General features: G+C 64.6%; 13 protein-coding genes. 10 read left to right on the top strand and 3 right to left on the bottom strand.

The features are described 5' to 3' along the window. Positions 1-75: 75 nt before the first annotated feature. The 3 genes from GWP04_02970 to GWP04_02960 all read right to left on the bottom strand — a co-directional run bounded on the left by GWP04_02970 (position 76) and on the right by GWP04_02960 (position 1741). The gene (locus GWP04_02970) at positions 76-666 is read right to left on the bottom strand and encodes a hypothetical protein (protein NIA24512.1); all 591 of its coding nucleotides are present in this window, start codon (positions 664-666) and stop codon (positions 76-78) included. Continuing rightward, positions 663-1193, bottom strand: coding sequence for a hypothetical protein (locus GWP04_02965; GenBank protein NIA24511.1), 531 nt, complete (start codon positions 1191-1193; stop codon positions 663-665). The genes GWP04_02970 and GWP04_02965 overlap by 4 nt, the downstream gene beginning before the upstream one ends. Before the next feature lie 398 nt (positions 1194-1591). Next, a complete protein-coding gene (locus GWP04_02960) occupies positions 1592-1741 on the bottom strand; it encodes a hypothetical protein (GenBank protein ID NIA24510.1) in 150 nt (49 codons plus the stop codon). A 260-nt stretch (positions 1742-2001) separates the two neighbouring features. On the opposite strand from GWP04_02960, the gene GWP04_02955 reads away from it, so the two are divergent. The 10 genes from GWP04_02955 to GWP04_02910 all read left to right on the top strand — a co-directional run. Next, positions 2002-3600, top strand: coding sequence for an ABC transporter substrate-binding protein (locus tag GWP04_02955; protein NIA24509.1), 1599 nt, complete (start codon positions 2002-2004; stop codon positions 3598-3600). Positions 3601-3714: 114 nt separating this feature from the next. Beyond that, positions 3715-4701, top strand: coding sequence for an ABC transporter permease subunit (locus GWP04_02950; GenBank protein NIA24508.1), 987 nt, complete (start codon positions 3715-3717; stop codon positions 4699-4701). 78 nt (positions 4702-4779) lie between these two features. Beyond that, positions 4780-5619, top strand: coding sequence for an ABC transporter permease subunit (locus tag GWP04_02945; protein ID NIA24507.1), 840 nt, complete (start codon positions 4780-4782; stop codon positions 5617-5619). 77 nt (positions 5620-5696) lie between these two features. Further along, the gene (locus GWP04_02940) at positions 5697-6593 is read left to right on the top strand and encodes an ATP-binding cassette domain-containing protein (protein NIA24506.1); all 897 of its coding nucleotides are present in this window, start codon (positions 5697-5699) and stop codon (positions 6591-6593) included. Next, complete coding sequence (locus tag GWP04_02935) at positions 6488-7561, top strand: ATP-binding cassette domain-containing protein (GenBank protein NIA24505.1); 1074 nt, start codon at positions 6488-6490, stop codon at positions 7559-7561. The genes GWP04_02940 and GWP04_02935 overlap by 106 nt, the downstream gene beginning before the upstream one ends. A gap of 83 nt (positions 7562-7644) precedes the next feature. Further along, on the top strand, positions 7645-8781 hold the full coding sequence (locus tag GWP04_02930; protein NIA24504.1) for a DUF917 family protein: 1137 nt from the start codon (positions 7645-7647) through the stop codon (positions 8779-8781). Between the two features lie 2 nt (positions 8782-8783). After that, positions 8784-9827 (top strand): hypothetical protein, encoded by a 1044-nt coding sequence (locus GWP04_02925; protein ID NIA24503.1) that lies wholly within the window; start codon positions 8784-8786, stop codon positions 9825-9827. Positions 9828-9838: 11 nt separating this feature from the next. After that, positions 9839-11200 (top strand): M20/M25/M40 family metallo-hydrolase, encoded by a 1362-nt coding sequence (locus GWP04_02920; GenBank protein ID NIA24502.1) that lies wholly within the window; start codon positions 9839-9841, stop codon positions 11198-11200. 3 nt (positions 11201-11203) lie between these two features. After that, the gene (locus GWP04_02915) at positions 11204-11986 is read left to right on the top strand and encodes a hydrogenase expression protein HupH (GenBank protein NIA24501.1); all 783 of its coding nucleotides are present in this window, start codon (positions 11204-11206) and stop codon (positions 11984-11986) included. Continuing rightward, positions 11983-12680, top strand: a 698-nt coding sequence (locus GWP04_02910; protein ID NIA24500.1) for a hydrogenase expression protein HupH, incomplete at its 3' end; no start/stop codon positions are given. The genes GWP04_02915 and GWP04_02910, both read left to right, overlap by 4 nt.

Genomic DNA, 12680 nt, shown 5'->3' with positions numbered 1-12680 from the left:
TCCCCGTCCAGGCACCAAGAAGACGGACCACGCCACCTTGGTCCCGATCCCGATTGCCTCGCCGGCCGTGCCAGGTCAGTCTGAACGGTGGGAGTCTCGTTTCGATGGGGCGTCCCGACCGGATCGATCCGACTGGTATGCACCCCAATGGGCGAGGTCGTCGATGTTGATCCTCGTACCGGGCCGCCGGCGGCGAGGGACCTCGCCGCGCCGGCCGACTTGAAGGAGCAATTCGGGTCGCAGGTGCTCGGGGAGCCGCAACGCCGCCGCGACGCCGGAACGACTGAACGAGGTGGTCGGGCAGGTGCCGAGGGAGAGTTCCTGCGCTGCGAGCATCATGTTCATCGTGGCGGTTCCCACGTCGATGATGGCGACGCTGTCGAGTTCGAGATCGACGCCCTGTCGCTCGCACACCTCGAGGTCGGTGCAGACGGCGATGAGCGCGGGCGGGCGCTCTTCCATCCCGGGCGACACGAGCCTGATCAGATCGAGTGTGTCCGCATCGTCGATGACGACGAACTTGTGCAACCGGGAATTGCCTCCGCCGGGAGCCCATCGGGCCGCCTCGAGCAGGTCGGTGAGGGCGTCTCTCGCCACGGGCCGTTCGTCGAAGTTGCGCGTGACTCTCCGTCGTCGGATGGCGTCGAATACCGGTCTGTCACTCATCGACCCGGCTCCCGGGCGGGGACGTCGAGACGTCGCGCCATCTCGTCGACGATGTCCACCGACAGCGAGTGGACAAGCCTCTCGAAGCCAGGCGGGTCGAACATCATGAGGTCCTTCTCGGCCTCGATCTTGGCGGCGAGCGCAGTCCAGAACTCGCGATGGGCAGGCTCGACTCGGTCGGCGGCACGCGCTGCCAGCCGTCCTGCGGCATCCACCAGACGATACGGCGGGTACTTCCTCGGTTCGAAGAGAGACACGTCTGCCGAGGACACGAGGTGTGCCAGCAGCTCGAATGCCTCTGCCTCGGTGAGGATTCCTGACTCGTCCATGATCACTCCCGGTCGTTGTGCCGACAGCATACGATGCGGCGGAGGATCCATTTCCTTTCCGGGTGGGGCGCCTTCACGATCGTGCTTTCCTCGCAGCACCGCCAACCGGATCCGGACCTGCTCATTCACCGGAACGTCGGTGGTCTCACGATCGTTTCCCTGCCGATGGAATCCAGCCAGGTCCTGCTCCTGATGCACCTCTTCTCCTCGAAGGTCTCCAAGACTGCGCTCCTACGACCCTGTCTCGCAGGCGAATCTGCTTCTGCCCAGTCTGGCCCCCTGTTCTGCAACTGCCTGACAAGACGGCACGAGACACCGACGATCGTCTAACGACACCGTGTGGGTCCGCGGATAGCGTCATCATTTGGCAGTCATCTATCCGGCTGCCGAGCACAGGCAGGCGGTTGGACCACCCGGAGGACGATGAGAGGCCATGCGAACGACCGTGACAACTGTCCCTGCAGCCCCTTCGCCCGCGAAGTGACTCGATCCCACGTTGTCGTGATCCGTGGTGGCACCGCCGGCGTATCTGTTGCCCACCGTTTGGCGAAGGACATCCGCGTCACACCTCTCGAGCGAAAGTCGATGCTTGCCCATCACCCCACGGGGAGATCGGTGGTTCTGCCGTTCAGGAACTGCTGGTCCCGGTCCATTCGCCCTCTGGCCACGGCAAACAGACCGTTTCTCCAGTGTCCCTCTTCGGGTTTGCCGGACGTACCGGCGTTCTTCGCATGCAGAGCCGTCACCGTTGCGAACGCTGACAGGCGCTCGGTGCTCGAGACCGTCCGCGAGGCCGACAGCGCCACCGGAGAGTGGGGCAGGAGTGGTTCGAACCGGACAAGGCGTCAGTCTGTCCCTCGCTCGCCGAAACCCGGTCACGTGGCCGTGACGGCTTGGGCCCCCGACGCCAAAGACACCGATGATTCTTGCACAGATCGAAAACTGGCCTGTGAGGCCATAAGCCCTTCGGGCAGAGAGGACGGATAACGTGTTTCGATGGAGTCGAGTGATCACTGGGAGTCTCGTTGTCGCGTTGCTGGCGGCGTGCTCCGGCGGTGTCGTCGAGAAGCCGGCGGAGACGACCACTCCGGCGGCCGTTGCCACGACCCAGGTACAAGCGCCTGCCGAATCCGACAGGAACGTTTTCGTGTATTCGAACGTTACCGACTTCCCCGACCTCGATCCGTCGGTGAGCTTCTCGAACGACTCGGTAGTGACGTCCAATTGCTATGAAACACTCACCTTCTACAACCCGCCGGGCAGCGCCGAAGTACTCAGCCCACGCCTGGCGACGAGTTGGGAATCCAACCCCGAGAGCACGGTGTGGACCTTCCATCTGCGTGAGGGTGTGAAGTTCCAGGATGGCGAGCCTTTCGACGCCACCGCCGTGAAGTCGGCCATCGAGCGCACCCAGGTGATGGGGCTCGGTGCCTCGTACATCTGGGCATCGGTCGAGTCGATCGAGGTGGTGGACGATCTGACGGTCGAGTTCACCCTGAGCTACCCGGCCCCGCTCGATCTGGTGGCCTCTTCCGGGTACGGATCGTGGATCTTCAGCCCGAAGGCCGACGAGTACGGCACCGACTGGTTCCAGGCCGGGAACTGCGCCGGCACCGGCCCGTACACGATCGAGAGTTACGAGCCCGGCTCCCGTCTGGTGATGACTCGCAATGACGACTACTGGGGTGGATGGTCCGAGGGCCAGTTCGATACCGTCGTCTTCGAGATCGACGAGGATCCCACTGTTCGTCAGCAGAAGATCGAGTCGGGTACCGCCGACTTCACGTACGACGTCCCGCCCGACAACCTGCCGGCGCTCGAGGCTCGTGACGACCTGGTGGTCTACACCAATCCATCGTTCCAGAATCTCCTCGGCCTGCTCAATACCCAGAAGCCGCCGCTCGACGACCCCAAGGTGCGCCAGGCCATCTCCTATACGTTCCCCTACGACGACTTCGTCGCCAACGTGATGGGCGAGCGGGCCACCGCCGCCCACGGTCCGGTTCCCGCGGGCATGTGGGGCCACTCCGACGACCTGTTCCGCTACCCCTACGATTTGGGCAAGGCGAAAGAGCTGCTTGCCGAGGCCGGATATGCAGATGGCGGTTTCGATCTCCTGCTCACCTACGCGACAGGCGATCTCGACGAGCAGCAGGTGGCGGAGGTGTGGAAGGCAGATCTCGCCAAGGTCGGGATCAACCTCGACGTGCAGGCGATGACGTGGGAGGCTCAGTGGGCCCTCGGTCAGTCCGACCCGCAGAGCGCCCAGGACGTGTTCCTGTTCTACTGGTGGCCGGATTACGTCTCACCGATTTCGTTCCTGTACTCGATGTTCCGGAGCGAGGACGAGACACTCTTCAACCTCGGCTACTACAAGAACGCCGAGTTCGACGCCCTCATAGACAAGGCGGACGCCACGTCGGGCGTGGATCGTGAGGCGGCGACCCAGATGTTCATCGATGCGCAGAAGATGCTCGTCGATGATGCCGCGGCAGTGTTCCTCTACGACGTCGCCAACATCCATGTCGCCAGGGCGGACATCAAAGGGTATGTCGACAACCCGGCGTACCCCCACGTCGTGTTCGCCTACGACTTGAGTCGCTGACACGCCAGCGAGATCGGCCACCGCCCGTCGCCGCCGGCGTGTGGTGGCCGATCTCCTTTCCTTGGAGGTGACGTGTACAGGGCACGACTGAGATATGTGGCGAAGCGACTGGCGATGGCGGTGCTCGTCATCGTGAGCGTGTCGGTGATGACCTTTTTCATCGCCCGTGTCGTGCCGTCCGATCCGGCCGCAGCCTGGGTTGGGCCCCATCCCACTAAAGAGCAGATCCAGCGGGTGACTCGCGAGCTCGGGCTCGACAAGCCGCTCACCACCCAGTACGTCCGTTATGCCGAGGACCTACTTCGTGGTGACCTGGGTACGTCGGTGACCACCCGCCGACCCATCCTCGAGGACGTGAAGGTGTTCCTTCCGGCCACGCTCGAGCTGGTGATGGTGGCCATGGCCCTGGCCATTCTGCTGGGGATTCCGCTCGGTGTTCTCTCGGGAGCGCGCAAAGGGAGCGTGCTCGATCATGCAACTCGGCTGATCTCGATCGCCGGCATCTCGGTACCAACGTTCTTCCTCGGTCTCCTGCTTCAGTTGTTCCTGTTCGGCAAGCTCGGCCTCCTCCCGCTGGGTGGGAGATTGTCGACCTACGTGGCGCTCAACCACCCGATCGTCTCGGTGACCGGGTTCCTGCTGATCGACTCGGCAATCGCAGGGAACTGGGTCGCGTTCCGTGACGCGGCGGTGCATCTGATCATGCCAGGGGTGGTACTGGCCACGTACCCGGTGGGGCTGGTGATCCGGATGACCCGTTCGACGATGATCGAGGTCTTGTCGGAGAAATACATCCTGGCCGCCGAGACGCTCGGCGTGCCACGACGCATCCGCCTGTTTGTGCTGGCGCTCAAGAACGCCGTCATTCCCACGCTCAGTGCTCTTGCCCTGTCGTTCGTGTTCTCCCTTACCGGGTCGATCCTGATCGAGGTGATCTTCTCGTGGCCCGGGCTTGGTGCCTACGTCACCAATGCCGTACTGGCGGTGGACTTTCCGGTGATCGTGTCGGTCACGCTGATCGTCACGCTCTTCTACGTGGTCATCAATCTCGTCCTCGATCTGGTTCAGGCGGCGCTCGACCCCCGCGTGGTGTTGGAGTGATCCGTGGTGACTGAGAACCCCGTCCCGACTGCAGACGATCCCGGCCCGGTCCTGCACAGCGTCAGTGAATGGCGGCTCATGTGGAAGGCGTTCCGGCGCGATCCGTTGGCCATAGCGTCGCTCCTGGTGCTCGGGATCATCATCGCCGGAGTGATCTTCGCTCCGTGGCTCACGCCCTATGCCGACCAGGGTCTGGGAGCGCCCAACATCACCGAGAAGTTCCTGGCGCCGAGTTCATCCCATTGGCTCGGTACCGACTACCTCGGTCGCGACGTGCTCGCTCGTGTCCTGTACGGGGGTCGGAGTTCGCTCAGCATCGGATTCCTCGTGGTCTTCTTCGCCGCCCTCGTCGGTGTTCCTCTTGGTGCGGTCGCAGGCTATGTCGGAGGAAGGATCGACCATCTCCTGATGCGGATTACCGATGTGTTCCTGGCGTTCCCACCGCTTCTCCTGGCGATCGCGTTGGCCGCCGCTCTGGGGGGCAGCTTCTTCAATACCATGATCGCGATCTCTTTCACCTGGTGGCCCTGGTACGCGCGGATCGTGCGCGCCCAGACGCTCTCGCTTCGGTCGAGGGACTTCATCGAGGCGGCGCGAAGCATCGGCGTGCCCCATCGCCGGATCATCACCTCTCACATCCTTCCCAACGTCTTCACCCCGGTGCTGGTGCAGGCGACCCTCGACATGGGCTCCGCCATCCTCATGGCTGCTGCAATCAGTTTCATCGGGCTGGGGGTCCAGGCGCCGACCGCCGATTGGGGCCAGATGGTGAGCATCGGGCGGATCTACTTCATCGGCCGTCCGTGGTATGCCGGATCGGCCGGTGTGGCGATCTTCCTGGTGGTGCTGGCATTCAACCTGTTGGGAGACACTGCCCGTGACGTTCTCGATCCCCGCACGAGGAGGGTGGTGTCGTGAGCGGCCCGCTCCTCTCCGTCGAGGACCTTCGGGTCCACTTCCGCACGCACGCCGGAACGGTGCACGCCGTGAACGGGATGTGCTTCGACGTCGCTCGCGGCGAGATCTTCGGGTTGGTTGGTGAGTCGGGCTGCGGCAAGTCGGTCACCGGGATGGCGGTGCTCAACATGATTCGCCATCCGGGGAGCATCGTCGGGGGACGAGTTGTCTTTGACGGCGAGGACCTGGTCGGCAAGAGCGACGAGGAGATGATGAGCGTGCGAGGCCGCCGCATCGCCATGGTGTTCCAGGACCCTGCCGCCTCGCTCAATCCGGTGTTCACGATCGGCCAACAGATGATCCGGCTCGTGAGACTCCACCGCGGCGTGGGAAAGCCCGAGGCGGTTCGACTCTCGATCGAGATGTTGGGCGCGGTCGGCCTGCGCTACCCCGAGCAGATCCTTCGTTCGTATCCTCACGAGCTGAGCGGGGGGATGCAGCAGCGGGTGATGATCGGCATGGCCCTGGCCTGCGGGGCCGAGATGATCATCGCCGACGAGCCCACAGCGGCTCTCGACGTGACCATTCAGGCGCAGTTCCTCGACCTTCTGCTCGATCTGCGAGAACGAGAAGGTCTGTCGATTGTGCTCATCACCCACGATCTGGCGGTGGTGGCCGAGGTGTGCGATCGGGTCGCGGTCGCATACGCCGGGAAAGTGGTCGAGCAGGGGAGCACGATCCAGGTACTCACTCGCCCCGGTCATCCCTACACCTCGGGACTGCTGGCGGCTCTGCCCGAAGCGATCGGACCCGAGCAGGCGATGCGGGTCATCGAGGGAAGCGTGCCCGACGGGCTCGCACCCATCGAGGGCTGCGCTTTCCGGCCCCGATGCCCCGAGGCGATGAACGTCTGCCGGACCAGGCCGCCGTGGGTGGAGGACACCGATGGCCACGGTGTGGCCTGTCACCTCCCTATGACGGAAGTACGGTCGTGAGCACACCGCTCCTCGAGCTCGTCAACGTGACAAAGGACTACGCGTCGCGTAGCGGGGCGGGTCGTGGACATGTCAGAGCATTGGACGGGGTCGACCTCGTGGTCGGCGCAGAGGAGACGGTCGGGATGGTGGGCGAGTCCGGCTGCGGCAAGACAACGCTTGCCAGGATTGTGATGGGGATGCTCGCCCCGACCGAAGGCCGGGTGCTGCTCGACGGCGAAGACCTCCACGGTGCTTCCCGCAAGAGGGCGAGGGAGCTGCGACGCGACGTGCAGATGGTCTTCCAGAACCCGTACTCGTCGATCGACCCCCGGTTCACGATCCTCAAGTGTGTGGCCGAGCCGCTCCGAACGCACACCGACCTGCGTGGCGCAGCGCTCGAGACCGAGGTCCGTGAGCTACTCAGGCGGGTGGGGATGCCAGGGGACCTGCTTACCCGATACGCTCACGAACTCAGTGGCGGTCAGCTCCAGCGAGCGGCCGTGGCGAGAGCCCTCGCGCTCGGAGCGCGGTTGGTGGTCCTCGACGAGCCGACCTCCGCTCTCGATGTCTCCGTGCAAGCACAGATCCTCAATCTGCTCGACGAGCTCCAGGCCACACAGAAGCTCGCCTACCTCTTCATTTCCCACGACCTGAGCGTCATCCGCCATGTCTGTGACCGTGTGGTGGTGATGTACCTGGGTCGAGTGGTGGAGATAAGCACAACCGAAGCGATTTTCGCGGACGGGACCAGGCATCCGTACACAGATGTTCTGCTGGGCTCGATGCCGTCAATCGCCAACATCGGGCGCCGTGAGCGGACATCCGAGCCGAAGACCCGGGATCGAGAGCAGATCGGCTCGGGTTGTTCGTTTGCACCGCGTTGCCCGCTCGCCGTCGAGCGGTGCCGGGCGGAGGTGCCCGAGCTCGACTCGAGAGGTACCGGCCACCCGGTGGCCTGTCACATTCTCAATGACGGGGAGGCGTGAACCCGACACTCAGAACGTTGCCGACCATCGAACCGAAATCCGCCTCGGAGAGGCGGGTTGCGTCACCGATCAGGAGGAATAGATTGCCCAACGGAAGACTCAAGACACCGGAGGATTGCGAAGATTTCGTACGCGGTTGCCTCTTCATGGGGACCGGGGGAGGGGGCAGTGTGGAGTGGGGCATGGGAATGCTGCGCACCGCGCTCCACGAGGGGCTCGACCTGGAATGGGTCGATGTCGACGACATCCCCGACGAGACGTCGACCGCTACCTGTTATGGCATGGGGTCGATCGCTCCGAAGGGTCCGGAAATCGAGGAATCCATCGCCAAGATGCACCTCGAGGATCGGTTCGGGGACGACTCGATGGCCGAGGCGGTGAAGGAGTTGGGCCGGTACCTCGGCGATCCCATCGGCTGTCTCGTCGCCGCCGAGCTGGGGGCGGGAAACACACCTGCTCCTCTGGTAACGGCCGCGCGTCTCGGAGTCCCACTGGTGGATGGGGACTACGCCGGTCGTGCCATCCCCGACGAGATGCAGGGGACGCCGTTCCTCGCCGGCAAGGACAGCTGGCCTTTTGCATCTGTCGATCAGTGGGGCAACGTCGCCATCGTCACCTACACGGTGAACCCGCACATGCTGGAACGGATCGGGAAGATGCTGGCGGTCGCCGCGTTCGGGACCACCACCCTGGCGTCGACGGTGCTGCCCGGCTCGGAGATGAAGGAGATCCTCGTCCGGGGGACCCTCAGCAAATGCCTCGCCATCGGGCGAGCGATGCGATCCGCCACCGAGCGCGGTGAAGATCCGATCGATGCAGCCATCGCAGTGGCCGGCGGATGGCGGCTCTTCGAGGGCATCGTCACCAAGAAGGACTGGGAGGATCGCGACGGTTACATGTTCGGGACGCTCGAGATCACCGGTTCCGGTTCATATGAGGGCGACACTCTGCGGGTCTGGTTCAAGAACGAGAACCACGTCACCTGGCTCAACGGGCAACCGTGGGTGTGCAGCCCCGACCTGGTGACACTCGCCTATCCCTTGACCGGCGAGGGGACGACCAACACGCTCATTGCCGAAGGAGACGAAGTGGTGGCCGTCGGGATGAGAGGTCTCGAAGAACAGCGCACCCCCGAAGCGCTCGACGGTGCAACTGGACCCCGGTACTACGGGTTCGACCTCGCCTACGTTCCGATCGAGCAACTCATGGAAGGAAGGTGAGGATGGTGGGCAAGCTCGGCACAGAGACTCTTGCGGACTTCTACTCCCCTGAACTGACCCACGCGGCTATGAAGCTGGTGACGGAGGTACGGCCGATCTCACCTGGACAGGAGGTGCTGATCACCGCAGACACAGCCGCAGACTGGCGGGTCGCCCAGGCGACCGCCGCGGCCGTTCACACGGTAGGTGGGATTCCCACGCTGATCTCCTATCCGACGCTGGCCGAGCCGATGCAGGACGCACCGGCGCCCGTGGCGGGGGCCGCCGTCGCCGCGGATGTGTGGGTCAACTTCAGCGTTGCCTATCAGCTCTATTCGAAGGCGTATCACCAGGCGATCGACGCCGGCTGCGTCTACGTGGAGCTCACCGGCATGGACGTCGACATGCTGGTGCGGACCGTCGGCCGTGTGGACTACGCCGCCATTCAGGAGATGGCGACGCGCCTGTACGTGATGTCGCAGGCTGCCGAGCAGGTGCGCATCACCTGTGACCTCGGTACCGACCTGACCATGACCATCGACCCGGCGGGTGACCCCTTCTTCGAGGATCCACCCAGCCAAGGTGGATATGCCCAAATGCTGGGCGGCCAGTCGGGCTACATGGCCCACCGGGAGAGCTACCAGGGCGTGCTGGTCTACGACGGAACCATCTGGCCGCCCGCCTCCATCGGGCTGCTCGCCGAACCGGTGAGCCTCTCGATCGAGAACGGCTGCGTGACCCGCGTCGAAGGCGGTCGTCAGGCACGTGCCTACAAGACATGGCTCGGCGCGTTCGATCATCCGGCAGCCCGCCTGATGGATCACTCCTGCTACGGATTCAACCCGGGCGTCACCGAGCCCACGGGGCGGATTCTCGAGGACGAGCGTGTGTTCGGTTGCATGCAATTCGGACTCGGCGCCTCGGCGATGGGCTCGCCTATCCACTCCGACGGCGTCGTACTGTCGCCCTCGGTGTGGCTCGACGATGTCCAGATCCAGGACCACGGCCGCTATGTCCATCCTGAACTCGCCGAGCTCTGCCGGTCAATGGGAGCGACCGGATACTGACAGGAGGATCCGTGACGAACACGACATCTCATAACGACTTGGTGGCGAACGTGGCCGAGCTGTTCCCGTCGGTTCGGCGTATGCTCGAGGATCTCACCCGCATCCGGTCGGTGAGCGCCGAGCAGTATCCCGCCGAGGAGGTGCGCCGCGCCGCTGTGGCGACGGCAGCGTTGCTTGCCAAAGCAGGGATGCAGGACGTGCGGCTGCTCGAGATCGAGGGTGCCCATCCGTCCGTCTTCGGTGAGATCCCCGCTCCGGCGGGGGCGCCGACGGTGCTCCTATACGCCCACTACGACGTGCAGCCGCCCGGGCTGACGGCAGAGTGGGTGAGTGAGCCGTTCGAGCCGACAGAGCGAGACGGCCGGTTGTATGGACGCGGGGTCTGCGACGACAAGGCAGGCATCGCCGTCCATCTCGGTGCCGTGATGGCTCACGGTGGCCGTCCGCCGGTGGGCGTGAAGATTCTCGTGGAAGGGGAAGAGGAGATCGGCTCGCCCAACCTGACCGCTTTCCTCGACGCGTACCGGGAGCAGCTCAGGGCAGACGCCATCGTCATCGCCGACTCGAGCAACTTGAAGACCGGAGCGCCATCGCTCACCACGTCGGTCAGAGGTCTCGTTGACTGCACCATCGAAGTGAGAACGCTCCAGAGCGGGATCCACTCGGGAATGTTCGGCGGGCCGGTGCCCGACGCGTTGAGCGCCCTGGTCCGGCTGCTGGCGTCGCTCCAGGACGGGGCGGGCAACGTCGCCGTCCCAGGTCTCGTCGCCTACGAGGTCGATCCGCTCGACCTGACCGAGGACGAGTTGCGTGAGACTGCCGGCATGATGGAGGGGGTCGAGTTGGTGGGTAGCGGGAACCTCACTTCCCGGCTGTGGACCCGTCCGGCGATCTCGGTGCTGGCGATCGACGCCCCACCGGTGGGAGAGGAGATCAACCAGCTTGCTGCATCGGCGCGGGCGGTGATCAGTCTTCGGCTGGCGCCGGGTGAGGATCCTGAGCGGGCGAGGGCGGCGCTGGAGCGACACCTGGTGGCCAACGTGCCGTGGGGAGCCCGGCTCACCATCGGCAACTGGGGGCTCGGAGAGGCGTTCCGAATGAACACGACCGGTGCCGCCTACGACGCCTACCGTGAGGCATTCCGGATTGCTTGGGGGCGGGACGCCGCCGACATCGGCATCGGCGGCTCGATCCCCATTGTGGGCGATCTGTCCGAACGGTATCCGGATGCGGCGATCCTGCTCACCGGTGTCGGTGACCATCTCAGCCGTGAGCACGGTCCCGATGAGAGCGTGGATCTCCGCGAATTGCAGCGGGGGATACTCGCCGAGTCGATCGCCTTCCGTCTACTGGCCAACTGTGAGGGAGCGTAACGCATGACCGTGACTCAGACCGTGCTGCGGATTCGGGTGATCAACCCGACGATAAGCAACGAGTGGAACGAGGAAATGGCCTCATTCCTCGACGATCCGGGGATCATCCTCGAGCCGGTGGCGCTGGACTATGGCACCGCCTCGATCGAATCGCGCGTCGACGACGAGCTCGCGGTGCCGGGGATCATCGAGCAGGCGATTCTCGCCGAGCAGTCCGGCGCCGACGGAGTGGTGGTCAACTGCATGGACGATCCGGGGCTCCACGCCGCCCGGGAAGCGGTGCGAATCCCGGTGTCCGCTCCCGGTGAGGCCGGCATGCATCTGGCGTCGATGCTCGGTCACCGATTCGCCATTGTCACGACGAGTGAAGAGGACATCCCGATGGTCGAGGAACTGATCGCCCGAAACGGCTTGTCGGACAGCGCCGGGCCGGTACGGGCCCTCGGGTTGCCGGTGCTCGAACTCGTGACGGACCCGGGCGCCACCCTCGACGCCTTCGTTGCAGCATCGGCCGCCGCCGTCTTCGAGGACGGCGCCGGAGTGATCATTCCGGGGTGCAGTTTGTTGTCGTCGATGGCCGGCATCGCGGCGCGAATGCTTGCTGAGCGAGGTGCCGCCGTCCCGGTGCTCAACCCTCTGTTGGTGGCGATCCGCCAGATCGAGACGATGATCCGACTCGGTGTGACACACAGTCGCCGGAGCTACCCGCCTCCCGTCGCCAAACCACTCGAGTGGCACGACCCGTCGATGGAGCTGGGGCCGAGACTCGAATCGGGGAGGACATGATGCACATCAGGGTGATCAACCCGACCATCACCACCAGCTGGGAACAGGAGTCACTCGACGCCTACCGGCTGGCGGCCGGCCCGGACACCGAGGTGACCATCACCACGCTCACCCACGGCACCGTCTCGCTGGAGAGCCATCGGGACCTGGCTGTGGTAATCCCCGGAATCCTCGCCCGGGCCGTCGAGGCCCAGGACGAGGGAGTCGATGCCGTGATCGTCGACTGCATGCTCGACCCGGGTGTGCGACCCGCAAGAGAACTACTCGACATCCCGGTGTTCGGTCCGGCAGAGCCGACCATGCACCTGGCGGCGACGCTCGGGTACCGGTTCTCGGTGCTCACCGTCCTCGACTCGCTGATTCCACTGGTGGAACGGCAAGTCGACCGCTACGGCCTGACCTGTCGACTGGCGTCGGTGCGATCGCTCCAGATCCCCGTGATGGAACTCGACGACGACATGGCCAAGACGCTGTCGGTGGCGATCGACGTGAGTACGAGGGCGGTCGAGGAGGATGGAGCCCACGTGATCATCCCCGGTTGCACCAGCCTGGCGGGGAAGGCGCACCTGATCCAAGCAGGGCTCGCCGACCAGGGGATCGATGTCACCGTCATCGACCCGCCGTCGGTGGCGACCAGAACCGTCGAGGCAGTGGTCTCGATGGGCCTCTCCCACAGCAGGCGAACCTATCCATC

Source organism: Gammaproteobacteria bacterium, from assembly GCA_011682695.1.
Lineage (GTDB): Bacteria > Actinomycetota > Acidimicrobiia > Spongiisociales > UBA4744 > BMS3Bbin01.
Note: the sequence above shows the minus strand (reverse complement) of the source record. Positions and strands in the feature narration are given on the sequence as shown.